This window comes from Pseudomonas sp. GW823-FHT04A03, from assembly GCF_058796615.1.
The window spans coordinates 478,059-492,424 of record NZ_JBXAIV010000002.1 but is presented as its reverse complement, the minus strand read 5'-3'; the positions used below and the strand labels follow the sequence as shown (position 1 = coordinate 492,424).

Sequence of the window (14,366 nt, the reverse complement as noted above, 5' to 3'; positions counted from 1 at the left end):
CACAACCGGCTCCGGGGCATGAAGCCACGATATTCAGGACGTCATTTTTGAACACAGCGTTAATTGTCCCAGGCCTGCGCCGTATCCCGGCGATGGCAGTGGAATCCAGCCACGAACTCAGCGTGGGTAAACCGTGAGCGTTTCTCTAAGCCGTCTCGAGCGTCAGCTCGGTTATACCTTCAAGGACCAGGAACTGATGGTCCTGGCCCTTACGCACCGCAGCTTTGCCGGACGCAACAACGAGCGTCTGGAATTCCTCGGCGATGCGATCCTCAACTTTGTTGCCGGCGAAGCCCTGTTCGACCGTTTCCCGCTGGCGCGCGAAGGCCAGTTGTCGCGTTTGCGCGCACGGCTGGTAAAAGGTGAGACGCTGGCGGTGCTGGCCCGCGGTTTCGATCTGGGCGATTACCTGCGTCTGGGTTCCGGCGAGTTGAAGAGTGGCGGTTTCCGTCGCGAGTCGATTCTGGCCGACGCCCTTGAAGCACTGATCGGTGCGATCTACCTCGACGCCGGCATGGAAGTCGCCCGCGAGCGCGTATTGGCCTGGCTGGCCGGCGAATTCGAAGGCCTGACGCTGGTCGATACCAACAAGGATCCGAAGACCCGCCTGCAGGAATTCCTGCAGTCGCGCGGCTGCGAACTGCCGCGCTATGAAGTGGTGGATATCCAGGGCGAGCCGCACTGCCGTACCTTCTTCGTCGAGTGCGAAGTTGTCCTATTGAATGAAAAAAGCCGGGGTCAGGGTGTGAGCCGTCGTATTGCCGAACAGGTAGCGGCCGCCGCAGCACTGATTGCCCTGGGTGTGGAGAATGGCAATGACTGATACAAACGCAACGCGCTGTGGCTATGTTGCCATCGTCGGCCGTCCCAACGTGGGCAAGTCCACGCTGCTGAACCACATCCTCGGCCAGAAGCTGGCGATCACCTCGCGCAAGCCGCAGACCACTCGCCACAACATGCTCGGGATCAAGACCGAGGGCGACGTGCAGGCGATCTACGTCGACACCCCTGGCATGCACAAGGGTGGCGAAAAGGCCCTGAACCGCTACATGAACAAGACCGCTTCGGCTGCGTTGAAAGACGTCGACGTGGTGATCTTCGTGGTCGACCGCACCAAGTGGACCGAAGAGGACCAGATGGTTCTTGAGCGCGTGCAGTACGTGACCGGCCCGCTGATCGTTGCGCTGAACAAGACCGACCGCATCGAAGACAAGGCCGAGCTGATGCCGCACCTGTCCTGGTTACAGGAACAGCTGCCGAATGCGCAGATCATTCCGATCTCGGCGCAACACGGGCACAACCTCGACGCGCTGGAAAAGGTCATCGCCGACCATCTGCCGGAGAACGATCACTTCTTTCCGGAAGACCAGATCACCGACCGCAGCAGCCGTTTCCTCGCCGCCGAACTGGTGCGCGAGAAGATCATGCGCCAGCTCGGCGCCGAGCTGCCGTACCAGATCACCGTGGAAATCGAAGAGTTCAAGCAGCAGGGTGCGACGCTGCACATCCATGCGCTGATCCTCGTCGAACGTGACGGCCAGAAGAAAATCATCATTGGCGACAAGGGCGAGCGCATCAAGCGCATTGGCACCGAGGCGCGCAAGGACATGGAGCTGCTGTTCGACTCCAAGATCATGCTCAACCTGTGGGTCAAGGTGAAGGGCGGCTGGTCCGACGACGAGCGCGCTCTGCGTTCGCTGGGTTACGGCGACCTGTAAAGTAATACATCGATCCATTGTGGGAGCGAGCTTGCTCGCGAAGACGATGTAACATTCGGCATTGATGTTGACTGTTGCACCGCTTTCGCGAGCAAGCTCGCTCCCACATTGGTTTTGGGTAATGAGTAAACCGCGTTTCCCTCAACGAGAAGTCCATGTCTCAAGCGCCTCCCGCCCAACCCGCCTATGTCCTCCACTCCCGCGCCTACCGCGAAACCAGCGCATTGGTGGACTTCCTCACGCCGCAAGGTCGGCTGCGGGCGGTGTTGCGCAGTGCGCGGGGCAAGGCCGGGACGCTGGCGCGGCCATTCGTGCCGCTGGAAGTCGAGTTTCGCGGCAAGGGAGAGTTGAAGAATGTCGGGCGCATGGAAAGCGTCGGCAACGTAACGTGGATGGTCGGCGAGGCGCTGTTCAGTGGCCTGTATCTCAATGAACTGCTGATTCGCCTGTTGCCCGCCGAAGACCCGCATCCTGCGGTTTTCGATCATTACGCCGCGACCTTGCTCGCATTGGCCGAAGGCCGGCCGCTGGAACCGTTGCTGCGCTCCTTCGAATGGCGGCTGCTGGATGATCTTGGTTACGGTTTTTCCCTGAGCACCGACATCAACGACGAGCCTATCGCTGCGGACGGTCTCTATCGCTTGCAGGTGGATGCCGGACTCGAACGGGTCTACCTGCTGCAACCCGGTCTGTTCAACGGCACCGAATTGCTGGCCATGGCCGAAGCCGACTGGACGGCACCGGGCGCTCTGTCCGCCGCCAAGCGCCTGATGCGTCAGGCACTTGCAGTCCATCTTGGCGGTCGTCCTCTCGTGAGTCGCGAACTGTTTCGCAAACCGTAGCCCCGTGTATGCTGTGCGCCGAATCTTTCCATTCAGGAGCGCATCCGTGACCACCAGCAATCGCATTCTTCTTGGCGTGAACATCGACCACGTCGCCACCCTGCGTCAGGCCCGTGGCACGCGCTATCCGGATCCGGTCAAGGCAGCGCTGGACGCGGAAGAGGCGGGCGCCGACGGCATTACCGTGCACCTGCGCGAAGACCGCCGGCACATCCAGGAGCGCGACGTGCTGCTGCTCAAGGATGTGCTGCAAACCCGCATGAACTTCGAAATGGGCGTCACCGAAGAAATGATGGCGTTCGCCGAGCGCATTCGTCCGGCGCACATCTGCCTGGTGCCGGAAACCCGTCAGGAGCTGACCACCGAAGGCGGTCTGGATGTGGCGGGGCAGGAAGAGCGAATCAGGGCTGCGGTCCAGCGTCTGTCGAAGATCGGCAGCGAGGTATCGCTGTTCATCGACGCCGACGAGCGGCAGATCGCTGCGTCGAAGCGCGTCGGCGCACCGGCCATCGAACTGCACACCGGGCGTTACGCCGATGCCGAAACCCCTACCGAAGTGGCTGAAGAGCTCAAGCGTGTGGCGGACGGCGTGGCCTTCGGTCTGGCCCAGGGCCTGATCGTCAATGCCGGCCATGGCCTGCACTATCACAACGTCGAGGCGGTTGCCGCGATCAAGGGCATCAACGAGCTGAACATCGGCCATGCGCTGGTGGCGCACGCGTTGTTCGTTGGCTTCAAGTCGGCGGTGTCGGAGATGAAGGCGTTGATTCTGGCGGCTGCCAAACACTAAGTTTCAACATCCTGTGGGAGCAAGTTTGCTCCCACATTTGTTTTGGGGATGGGTTAAAGCGGGGCGGGCTCTTGAGCCGGTTTCGACTTGTCGATCCCCGGCACATGCAGGTTGCCCTCGGCCACCTGATCGCCTTCGAGCTGCGGCTGGGTCACCCAAGTGAGGATGTCGTAGTAGCGACGGATGTTCGCCACGAAATGCACCGGTTCGCCGCCCCGGGCGTAGCCGTAGCGGGTCTTGCTGTACCACTGCTTCTGCGACAGGCGCGGCAGGATCTTTTTCACATCCAGCCACTTGTCCGGGTTCAACCCTTCCTTGGCTGCCAGTTTGCGCGCGTCATCCAGATGACCGCTGCCGACGTTGTAGGCCGCCAGAGCAAACCATGTGCGATCCGGTTCCTGGATCGACTCGTCGAGTTGATCCTTCATGTAGGCCAGGTACTTGGCGCCACCCATGATGCTCTGCTTCGGATCTAGGCGGTTGGACACGCCCATGGCCTGGGCGGTGTTCTGGGTCAGCATCATCAACCCGCGCACGCCGGTCTTCGACGTGACCGCCGGTTGCCACAGCGATTCCTGATAACCGATCGCCGCCAGCAGGCGCCAGTCGACTTTCTCTTTCTTGGCGTAGGCCTTGAAGTGCTGTTCGTATTTGGGCAGCCGCTGCTGCAAGTGCTGGGCGAAGGTGGTTGCGCCCATGTAGCCGAGGACGTCGACGTGGCCGTAATAACGGTCTTTCAGACGTTGCAGGGTGCCGTTCTTCTGCACCTTGTCCAGATAACTGTTGATCTCGTTGAGCAGGCTGTTGTCTTCGCCGGCTGCCACGGCCCAGCTCTGGCTGCGTGCGTCGCCGAGGTCGAAGGCGACGCGGATGTTGGTGAAGTACACCTGGTTCATCGCGACTTCGTTGGAATCGACCAGGGTCAGGTCGATCTGACCTTCATCGACCATGCGCAGCAGGTCGACCACTTCAACGGCGTCGGATTCTTCGTACTGGATGCCAGGATATTTCTGTTTCAGCTCCGCCAGCTGTTCGGCGTGGGTACTGCCCTTGAGCACCATGATCTTCTTGCCCACCAGATCGCCGGCGTCGGTAGGGCGTGACTGACCGTTGCGATAAATGATCTGCGGGGTGACTTCGAGGTAGGAGCGGGAGAAACGCACCTGTTTCTTGCGCTGTTCGCTGCTGACCAGACCGGCGGCCGCCAGTACCGGGCCGTTCGGCTTGCCGACCTGGTTGAACAGATCGTCGAGGTTGTCGGCGGTTTCAATCTTCAGCTCAACCCCCAAATCGTCGGCGAAGCGCTTCACCAGCTCGTATTCGAAGCCGGTTTCACCGCTGCGATCCTGAAAGTAGGTGGCGGGGCTGTTTCGGGTGACCACCCGCAGCACGCCATCCTCCTTTACGCGCTCGAGTGTGTTGGGTTTATCAACACAGCCACTGAGCATCAGGAAGAGTCCGGTAGCGATCAGCCATTTGGCGTACCGCGGACGCAAAGCCGTTGGGGAAAACATGTGCGCAGTATACGCAAAGGACAACGGGCGCCATATCTCGACAGTTGCGGGGTTGTCTGCTAGGGATCACAAAACCGCTCGAAACCCCGCAGGAATGGGCCCGAAAGGCATTTTGTGACAGAAAAAATAACCCGCGTTCCAACACCCCATAAATTTGACCCTCAAGGCAGGAACACCACTCGACATCCGGGTGCAACCGTGCGTAGCGTTTCGGGTGATGTTGAGGGCGGTTTAGGCTAGAATGCACGGCCTCAAAGCACACCCCTTCCCGAGGCTGTCCCGAAGATGTTGATCCTGCGCGGCGCTCCTGCCCTTTCTGCCTTTCGCCACAGCAAACTCCTTGAGCAACTGAGCCAGAAGGTTCCGGCTGTCAGTGGCTTGTATGCTGAATTCGCTCACTTCGCCGAAGTCACCGGCGTCCTGACCGGCGACGAACAGCAGGTGCTTGCGCGCCTTCTGAAGTACGGTCCAAGCGTTCCGGTTCAAGAGCCGAACGGTCGTCTGTTCCTGGTGTTGCCGCGTTTCGGCACCATCTCGCCCTGGTCGAGCAAGGCCAGCGACATCGCCCGCAACTGCGGCCTGAGCAAGATCCAGCGCCTGGAGCGCGGCATCGCGTTCTACGTGGCCGGTCAGTTCAGCGAAGCCGAAGCGCAGCAGATTGCAGACGTACTGCATGACCGCATGACTCAGATCGTTCTGGCCAACCTCGAGCAGGCCGCCGGTCTGTTCAGTCACGCCGAACCGAAGCCGCTGACCGCCATCGACATCCTCGGCGGTGGTCGCGCCGCGCTGGAAAAGGCCAACGTCGAGCTGGGCCTGGCCCTGGCCGAAGACGAGATTGATTATCTGGTCAACGCCTTCAACGGTCTCAAGCGCAACCCGCACGACATCGAACTGATGATGTTCGCCCAGGCCAACTCCGAGCACTGCCGCCACAAGATCTTCAACGCCAGTTGGGATATTGACGGCGAGAGCCAGGAAAAAAGCCTGTTCGGCATGATCAAGAACACCTATCAGATGCACAGCGAAGGCGTGCTGTCCGCTTACAAGGACAACGCTTCGGTGATCGTCGGCAACGTCGCCGGCCGCTTCTTCCCGGATCCGGAAACCCGCCAGTACGGCGCGGTGCAGGAGCCGGTGCACATCCTGATGAAGGTTGAAACCCACAACCACCCGACCGCGATCGCTCCGTTCCCGGGCGCGTCCACCGGTTCCGGTGGCGAGATCCGCGACGAAGGTGCAACCGGTCGTGGCGCCAAGCCGAAAGCCGGCCTGACCGGTTTCACCGTGTCGAACCTGCAGATCCCGGGCTTCGAACAGCCGTGGGAAGTGCCGTACGGCAAGCCTGAGCGCATCGTCAACGCGCTGGACATCATGATCGAAGGCCCGCTGGGCGGCGCTGCGTTCAACAACGAATTCGGCCGCCCGGCCCTGACCGGTTACTTCCGTACCTTCGAACAGTCGATCACCACCCCGCACGGTGATGAAGTTCGCGGTTACCACAAGCCGATCATGCTGGCTGGCGGCATGGGCAACATCCGTGAAGAGCACGTCAAGAAAGGCGAGATTCTGGTCGGCTCCAAGCTGATCGTCCTCGGCGGCCCGGCGATGCTGATCGGTCTGGGCGGCGGCGCTGCTTCCTCCATGGCCACCGGCACCAGCTCGGCGGATCTGGACTTCGCTTCCGTTCAGCGTGAAAACCCTGAAATGGAACGTCGCTGCCAGGAAGTCATCGACCGTTGCTGGCAGCTGGGCGACAAGAACCCGATCAGCTTCATCCACGACGTGGGTGCGGGTGGTCTGTCCAACGCCTTCCCGGAACTGGTCAACGACGGCGACCGCGGTGGCCGTTTCGAACTGCGCAACATTCCAAACGACGAGCCGGGCATGGCCCCGCACGAAATCTGGTCCAACGAATCCCAGGAACGTTACGTTCTGGCGGTCGGCCCGGCCGACTTCGAGCGCTTCAAGGCGATCTGCGAACGTGAGCGTTGCCCGTTTGCCGTTGTCGGCGAAGCCACCGCCGAGCCGCAACTGACCGTGACCGACAGCCACTTCGGCAACAACCCGGTGGACATGCCACTGGAAGTGTTGCTGGGCAAGGCACCGCGCATGCACCGTTCGGTGGTTCGCGAAGCCGAGCTGGGCGATGACTTCGATCCGTCGAACCTCGACATCGGCGAAAGCATCGAACGCGTCCTGCACCACCCGGCCGTGGCGAGCAAAAGCTTCCTGATCACCATCGGCGACCGCACCATCACCGGTCTCGTGGCCCGTGACCAGATGGTCGGCCCATGGCAGGTTCCGGTGGCCGACGTTGCGGTCACCGCCACCAGTTTCGACGTCTACACCGGTGAAGCGATGGCGATGGGCGAGCGTACTCCGCTGGCGCTGCTGGACGCTCCGGCGTCGGGCCGCATGGCCATCGGCGAAACCTTGACCAACATCGCCGCCTCGCGCATCAACAAGCTCTCCGACATCAAACTGTCGGCGAACTGGATGTCCGCTGCCGGCCACCCGGGCGAAGACGCGCGTCTGTACGACACCGTGAAAGCGGTCGGCATGGAACTGTGCCCTGAGCTTGGCATCACCATCCCGGTCGGCAAGGACTCGATGTCCATGGCCACCCGCTGGAACGACAACGGCGAAGACAAGACTGTCACTTCGCCGATGTCCCTGATCGTGACCGGTTTCGCGCCAGTGGCTGACATCCGTCAGACCCTGACCCCGGAACTGCGCATGGACAAGGGCACCACCGACCTGATCCTGATCGACCTCGGTCGCGGTCAGAACCGTATGGGCGCCTCGATCCTGGCGCAGGTTCACGGCAAGCTCGGCAAGCAGGCTCCGGACGTCGACGACGCCGAAGACCTGAAAGCGTTTTTCGCAGTGATCCAGGGCCTCAACGCCGACGGTCACCTGCTGGCTTACCACGACCGTTCCGACGGTGGTCTGCTGACCTCCGTGGTGGAAATGGCCTTCGCCGGCCACTGCGGTCTGAGCCTGAACCTGGACAGCGTTGCTGAGTCCTCGGCGGAAATCGCCGCCATCCTGTTCAACGAAGAACTGGGTGCCGTGATCCAGGTTCGTCAGGACGCGACCCCGGACATCCTCGCCCAATTCAGCGCTGCCGGTCTGGGCGACTGCGTTTCGGTGATCGGTCAGCCGATCAACAACGGCCAGATCAACATCACCTTCAACGGTGACACCGTGTTCGAAGGCCAGCGTCGTCTGCTGCAACGTCAGTGGGCCGAAACCAGCTACCAGATCCAGCGTCTGCGCGACAACGCCGACTGCGCCGAGCAAGAGTTCGATGCACTGCTGGAAGAAGACAACCCGGGCCTGAGCGTCAAGCTGAGCTACGACGTCAACCAGGACATCGCCGCGCCTTACATCAAGAAAGGCATCCGCCCACAGGTTGCCGTACTGCGTGAGCAGGGCGTCAACGGTCAGGTGGAAATGGCGGCGGCGTTCGACCGCGCCGGTTTCAACGCGATCGACGTGCACATGAGCGACATTCTGGCCGGCCGTGTCGACCTGAACGAGTTCAAAGGTCTGGTGGCCTGCGGTGGTTTCTCCTACGGCGACGTACTCGGCGCCGGTGAAGGCTGGGCCAAGTCCGCGCTGTTCAACAGCCGTGCCCGCGATGCGTTCCAGGGCTTCTTCGAGCGTAACGACAGCTTCACCCTCGGCGTGTGCAACGGTTGCCAGATGATGTCCAACCTGCACGAGCTGATCCCGGGCAGCGAGTTCTGGCCGCACTTCGTACGCAACCGCTCCGAGCAGTTCGAGGCGCGCGTGGCGATGGTTCAGGTTCAGGAATCGAACTCGATCTTCCTGCAGGGCATGGCCGGTTCGCGCATGCCGATCGCCATTGCTCACGGTGAAGGTCATGCCGAATTCGAAAGCGAAGAGGCACTGCTGGAAGCCGATCTGTCGGGTTGCGTGGCGATGCGTTTCGTCGACAACCACGGCAAGGTCACCGAAGCCTACCCGGCCAACCCGAACGGTTCGCCGCGCGGGATCACCGGTCTCACCAGTCGTGATGGCCGTGTGACGATCATGATGCCGCACCCGGAGCGTGTGTTCCGTGCCGTGCAGAACTCGTGGCGTTCGGAGGACTGGAACGAAGACGCGCCTTGGATGCGTATGTTCCGTAATGCTCGTGTGTGGGTGAACTAAGCGCTGTGTACAAGCTCGCTTTTTTTGTTCCCGACAGTCATGTCGAGGTGGTCAAGGAGGCTGTATTCGCTGCCGGTGGTGGGCGGATTGGTGACTATGACCACTGTGCTTGGCAGGTGCTTGGATCTGGTCAGTTTCGGCCTTTGGACGGGAGTCAGCCGTTCATGGGTGAGGCGGGGCGGGTTGAGCGGGTCGAGGAGTGGAAGGTTGAGCTTGTCGTTTGCGATGAGTTGATTCGCGCGGTAGTGGCGGCTCTTAAGTTGAGCCATCCCTACGAGACGCCTGCTTATGAGGTTTGGCGGTTGGAGGATTTTTGATCTTCCTTGGCTGCTGAAATGGAAAACCCGCTGAGAGTGATTTCAGCGGGTTTTTTGGTTTCTGGGGTTTGGGGTTGGGATTGAGTGAATATCCGTTGCTGCGGTAACGGCTTCTTATGGTTTCGCCCTTACGGCGAGTCACTTTTTTCAAACGCCAAAAAAGTAACCAAAAACGCTGGGCCCCGGCGTTCGGCACCTCGCTGTGGCTCGGTGTTCCTTCGTTCCGGGATTCATCCGGGGGGCATCGCCTACGGTTTGCTTCGCTGCACCTCCTCTCGATGTGTTCGACTTCGTCGAACGGTCGCTGCGCTCCCACCCCCGGATAAATCCCTCCACTCAGCCTGCCGATGGGGCCGGCACGTCAAAAGCGGTACTCGAGCTAACGCTCATTGTGTTGAGTGGTGGGAAGCGAGAAGCGAGAAGCGAGAAGCGAGAAGCAGAAAGCAGAAAGCAGAAAGCAGAAAGCAGAAAGCGAGAAGCAGAAGGCAACTGCGTACTGCTTGATCGTTCCCACGCTCCGCGTGGGAATGCCGCCCGGGACGCTCCGCGTTCCATTTTCGAATGTTTAAAGATGTGTGGGATTTACTGAATCTTCCCATTTGGTTTCAGCTTGCCCCTCGGAAGCTCCGGTCCTTCGGTGGTTGCTTGAAATGGAACAGGAAACCCGGCCTAGGCCGGGTTTCCTGGTTGTAACCACTTCAAGTCAAAACTTGATGGCAACCATCAGACTTTTGCACTCACCTCACTCCGATTAACCAACCCCTCCAACGCCTCACTCAGACTCTGCGCCCGATCCCCCACCAGCAAGTGCCACACGCCATCTTCCAGCGCGCTCACACCCAAACATCCGAGCTCTTTCAACCGGCTTTCCGACAGCGCTTTGCCATCGGCCAGTTGCAGGCGGATCCGGCTCATCGCGATGCAGTCCAGTTGCAGCACATTGTCGCTGCCGCCCACTGCAGTCAGCCATTGCTGTGCCAGCGGAGTGGCGACTGCGATGGGCTCACTGGTTTCGACGACGGCGACAGGAGCAGCCACTACGGCTCGGCCCAATGCGGGCATCGCCAGGCGGATTTCGTCGGCAATGCTGTCGGCCATCGGCCCGACAACCACCTGCAAGCTCCCGCCCTTGCCCGGACGTACCACGGCCATTGCGCCCAGTGCTTTCAGGTCAGCATCGGAGGCTTTGTTGCGATCGACCATTTCCAGTCGCAGCCGTGTGGTGCACGCGCCGACAGTGACCAGATTTTCCGCGCCGCCGAGTGCCTTGATGTAAGCGCCGGCACGTTCGTTTTCGGTCAGAACCGCTTTGTCGGCGGTGGCGGCGTCTTCGCGGCCCGGGGTTTTCAGGTTGAAGCGGCGGATGCAGAAATCAAACACCGCGTAGTAGATGACCGCATATGCCAGGCCAACCGGCACCACCAGCCAGCCGTTGGTGGAGCGTCCCCAGCCCAGCACCATGTCGATGAAGCCGCCGGAGAAGGTGAAGCCCAGGTGGATGTTCAGTGCGTTGGTGATTGCCATCGACAGGCCGGTCAGCAGCGCGTGCAGCAGAAACAGCAGCGGTGCGAGGAACATGAAGGCGAATTCGATGGGTTCGGTGACACCGGTGAGGAAGGCGGTCAGGGCCATCGACAGGAATATCCCGCCCATGACTTTGCGCCGCTCCGGCAGGGCGTTGCGGTACATCGCCAGGCAGGCGGCGGGGAGGCCGAAGATCATCACCGGGAACATGCCGGTCATGAACTGGCCGCCTTTCGGGTCGCCGGCGAAGTAGCGGGACAGGTCACCGGTGACCAGCGCGCCGGTGGTCGGGTCGGTGAAGTTGCCGAACACGAACCACGCCATGTTGTTGAGGATGTGGTGCAGGCCGGTGACGATCAGCAGGCGGTTGAACACGCCGAAGACGAAGGCGCCGAAGCTGCCGCTTTCCATCAGCAGGGTGCCGAAGCTGTTGATGCCGTGCTGGATCGGCGGCCAGATGTAGCCGAACAGCACGCCCAGGCCGACCGCGCTGAAACCGGTGACGATGGGCACGAAGCGCCGGCCGCCGAAGAATGCCAGGTACTCCGGCAGCTTGATGTCCTTGAAGCGGTTGTACAGCGCGCCGGCCATCAGGCCGCTGACGATCCCGGCGAGCATGCCCATGTTGATGCTGGCGTCGAGCACCTTGAGGGTGGAGATCATCACCAGGTAACCGATCACCCCGGCGAGGCCGGCGGTGCCGTTGTTGTCACGGGCGAAGCCGACCGCGATGCCGATGGCGAAGATCATTGCCAGATTGGCGAAGATCACCTGGCCGGCGTCGTGGATGATCGCGATGTTCAGCAGGTCGGTGTCGCCCAGGCGCAGCAGCAGGCCGGCGATCGGCAGGATCGCGATCGGCAGCATCAGCGCGCGGCCGAGGCGTTGCAGGCCTTCGATGAAGAGTTGGTACATGGCGTTTGTCCTTGTTGTTTTTGTTAGCGCAGAGGCCAATGTTGATGACAGGCATGACGCACCGCGGCGGCGCTGCTCAGCTTGAGCAAGTCCCGGGCGAGGCGTTGGCATTCGGCTTCGTGCAGCTGGCGCACGCGGTCCTTGATTTCGCCGATCTGTACCGGGCTCACCGACAGTTCGGTCACGCCCAGGCCGATCAACACTGGCGTCGCCAGCGGATCGGAAGCCAGGGCGCCGCACACGCCGACCCAGCGTTTGTGCACCGCCGCGCCTTCGCAGGTCATGGCGATCAGTCGCAGCAGCGCCGGGTGCAAGGCATCGACCCGCGCGGCGAGGCCGGCGTGGTCGCGGTCCATGGCCAGGGTGTATTGCGACAGGTCGTTGGTGCCGATGGACAGGAAGTCCGCGTGTTCGGCCAGTTGTTCGGCTTGCAGGGCGGCGGCCGGTACTTCGATCATCACGCCGATTTCCGGACGTTGATTGATGCCCAGTTCCAGGCACAACGCATCGACCCGTTGGCGAATGTGCAGCAGCTCGTCGACTTCGGTGACCATCGGCAGCAGGATCCGGCAGCGCTGCAGCGGGCTGACTTGCAGCAGGGCGCGCAGTTGCTGATCGAGGATTTCCGGGCGGGCCTGGGCCAGGCGAATGCCGCGCAGGCCGAGCACCGGGTTGGCTTCGACCGGCAGCGGCAGGTAGTCGAGTTGTTTGTCGCCGCCGACGTCGATGGTGCGGATGATCACCGACTTGTCGCCCATGGCATCGATCACGGCTTGATAGGCAATGCGCTGCTCTTCGACGTCCGGCGCAGTATGGCGATCGACGAACAGAAACTCGGTGCGCAGCAGGCCGACGCCGTCGGCGCCGTTGGCAAATGCATCCGCCGCTTCGTGGCTGGAGGCGACGTTGGCGACCACTTCGATGGCCACGCCGTTGCGGGTTTCGGCTGGCAGATGGGCCTGGGCCTGCTGGGCGTCACGACGTTGTTGGCGGTCGATTTGCGTCTGGCGGACTTCGGCCAGGCGCTCGGCATTCGGCGTCAGTTCGAGGCGCCCGCCGTCGGCGTCGAGGACCACCGATTGGCCTTGCGTCTGATCGAGCAGCGCCGAGCCCAGTGCGACCATGCAGGGCAGGCCTTTGCCTCGGGCCAGAATTGCCACGTGGGAAGTTGCGCCACCTTCGGCCATGCACAAACCGGCGACACCTTGTGCGCTCAGTTGCAGCAGGTCCGACGGCGTCAGTTCGTGGGCGGCGACGATGGCGCCGGCCGGCACGTCGTAATGCCAGGCTTCGCCGAGCAGGGCGCGCAGCACCCGTTGCTTGAGGTCGCGCAGATCGTTGGCGCGCTCGGCCAGCAGCGGGCTGCCGGTGTTTTGCAGCACTTCGCATTGCGCGTCGATGGACTGGCTCCAGGCGTGGGTCGCCGCGGTGCCGGTTTCAATCGATTGCTGGGCGGCGTCGAGCAGGGCCGGGTCTTCCAGCAAGGCCAGATGCGCGGCGAAGATGGCTTCTTCGTCGGCATTCCGGTGTTTTTTCGCTTGGGCGAGGGTGCCGTCGATTTCGCTGCGAACCTGATTCAGCGCGGTGTCGAGGATCTGCAATTGGTGCTCGGGCTGATGATTGCCGCTGTCGGCTGGCAGGCTGATCGCGTTCAAGCGAAACAGCGGCCCGCCGACCAGACCCGGTGCGGCGCAAACTCCGTGCAACACGCCAGCCTCGGCCGGGCGATTGCGTGGTGCGGTGGCAACCGGTACGGCGGCGTGATGATCTTCGGGTAGTGCGGTGGCCAGTGCGGTGAGCAAGGCTTGCAACGCAGCCTGTGCATCCGGTCCCTGGCAGCTGACCTGCACTTCGTCCTGTTCGCCAATCGCCAGGCCCATCAAACCGATGAGGCTGTTGCACGGCGCCGACTTGCCGGCGAAATGCAGCTGCGACTGGCTCTTGAAACCTTGCGCCGTCTGGCGGATCAAAGCCGCCGGGCGTGCATGCAGACCGCCGCGATGGGCGACCTGCACGTGACCGTGAACTTCCGGGCCGCCGAGTTCTTCTGTGCTCGCCGCTGCGCTGTGACGAGCGACGATGTGCAGCAGCGGTTCACCCACCTTCACCGTTTTCAGCGTGATCGGACGCACCTGGAAATCCTGGCTGTTGGTCAGGATCAGCAGGCTGACCAGGCTTTTGCACTGGCGGCCGACCTTGTCCAGGTCATAGCGCAGCAGCGGCTGGCCATTGCTGACCCGCGCGCCTTCCTTGACCAGCATCGAGAACCCTTCGCCCTGCAACTCCACCGTGTCCAGGCCGAGGTGCAGCAACAGCTCGGCGCCGTTGTCGGCGCGCACGGTCAGTGCATGGCCGGTGCGGGCGACGTGGATCACCACGCCGGCGCAGGGCGAATACAGGGTGTCGTTCAGCGGATCGATGGCAATGCCGTCGCCCATCGCGCCGCTGGCGAACACCGCGTCCGGGACTTTGGCGAGCGTGAGCACCGGGCCGCTGAGCGGGGCGCTTAAAGTCAGCTCTTTATTGTTGTTGTGCATGGCTCGGTCTCATCAGGAAAACGTTCG

General features: G+C 62.0%; 9 protein-coding genes. 6 read left to right on the top strand and 3 right to left on the bottom strand.

What is annotated here, in order from left to right; translation table 11 throughout:
- The first annotated feature begins 133 nt into the window (after nt 1–133).
- From rnc to pdxJ, 4 genes are all read left to right on the top strand, one after another.
- Nucleotides 134–823, top strand: coding sequence for a ribonuclease III (gene rnc, locus AC1Q9F_RS08195; protein ID WP_011332589.1), 690 nt, complete (start codon nt 134–136; stop codon nt 821–823).
- Nucleotides 816–1,718 (top strand): GTPase Era, encoded by a 903-nt coding sequence (gene era / locus AC1Q9F_RS08190; protein ID WP_039769512.1) that lies wholly within the window; start codon nt 816–818, stop codon nt 1,716–1,718. The genes rnc and era overlap by 8 nt, the downstream gene beginning before the upstream one ends.
- Before the next feature lie 155 nt (nt 1,719–1,873).
- On the top strand, nt 1,874–2,560 hold the full coding sequence (recO, locus tag AC1Q9F_RS08185; protein WP_492619588.1) for a DNA repair protein RecO: 687 nt from the start codon (nt 1,874–1,876) through the stop codon (nt 2,558–2,560).
- Nucleotides 2,561–2,606: 46 nt separating this feature from the next.
- Nucleotides 2,607–3,350 carry a pyridoxine 5'-phosphate synthase gene (gene pdxJ / locus AC1Q9F_RS08180; protein ID WP_492619589.1) on the top strand — a complete coding sequence of 248 codons (744 nt, stop codon included), beginning with the start codon at nt 2,607–2,609 and terminating at the stop codon, nt 3,348–3,350.
- 53 nt (nt 3,351–3,403) lie between these two features.
- On the opposite strand, the gene mltF is transcribed toward pdxJ, so the two are convergent.
- Nucleotides 3,404–4,864, bottom strand: coding sequence for a membrane-bound lytic murein transglycosylase MltF (mltF, locus tag AC1Q9F_RS08175; RefSeq protein WP_011332593.1), 1,461 nt, complete (start codon nt 4,862–4,864; stop codon nt 3,404–3,406).
- A gap of 285 nt (nt 4,865–5,149) precedes the next feature.
- Here mltF and purL point away from each other — a divergent pair, with 285 nt between their 5' ends.
- Nucleotides 5,150–9,046, top strand: a complete 3,897-nt coding sequence (gene purL / locus AC1Q9F_RS08170; protein WP_492619590.1) for a phosphoribosylformylglycinamidine synthase — start codon at nt 5,150–5,152, stop codon at nt 9,044–9,046.
- Nucleotides 9,047–9,051: 5 nt separating this feature from the next.
- Nucleotides 9,052–9,363: an NGG1p interacting factor NIF3 gene (locus AC1Q9F_RS08165; RefSeq protein ID WP_492619591.1), complete on the top strand. Its 312-nt coding sequence runs from the start codon at nt 9,052–9,054 to the stop codon at nt 9,361–9,363.
- 723 nt (nt 9,364–10,086) lie between these two features.
- Here AC1Q9F_RS08165 and nagE read toward each other — a convergent pair.
- Nucleotides 10,087–11,802 carry an N-acetylglucosamine-specific PTS transporter subunit IIBC gene (gene nagE, locus AC1Q9F_RS08160; RefSeq protein WP_492619592.1) on the bottom strand — a complete coding sequence of 572 codons (1,716 nt, stop codon included), beginning with the start codon at nt 11,800–11,802 and terminating at the stop codon, nt 10,087–10,089.
- A gap of 23 nt (nt 11,803–11,825) precedes the next feature.
- Nucleotides 11,826–14,339, bottom strand: coding sequence for a phosphoenolpyruvate--protein phosphotransferase (gene ptsP, locus AC1Q9F_RS08155; protein WP_492619593.1), 2,514 nt, complete (start codon nt 14,337–14,339; stop codon nt 11,826–11,828).
- Between the last annotated feature and the right edge of the window lie 27 nt (nt 14,340–14,366).

Excerpts from the sequence above, each read along its gene's own strand:
- era (WP_039769512.1), top strand. The coding sequence starts at position 816 with ATGACTGATACAAACGCAACGCGCTGTGGCTATGTTGCCATCGTCGGC.
- recO (WP_492619588.1), top strand. The coding sequence starts at position 1,874 with ATGTCTCAAGCGCCTCCCGCCCAACCCGCCTATGTCCTCCACTCCCGC.
- mltF (WP_011332593.1), bottom strand. The coding sequence starts at position 4,864 with ATGTTTTCCCCAACGGCTTTGCGTCCGCGGTACGCCAAATGGCTGATC.
- purL (WP_492619590.1), top strand. The coding sequence starts at position 5,150 with ATGTTGATCCTGCGCGGCGCTCCTGCCCTTTCTGCCTTTCGCCACAGC.
- nagE (WP_492619592.1), bottom strand. The coding sequence starts at position 11,802 with ATGTACCAACTCTTCATCGAAGGCCTGCAACGCCTCGGCCGCGCGCTG.
- ptsP (WP_492619593.1), bottom strand. The coding sequence starts at position 14,339 with ATGCACAACAACAATAAAGAGCTGACTTTAAGCGCCCCGCTCAGCGGC.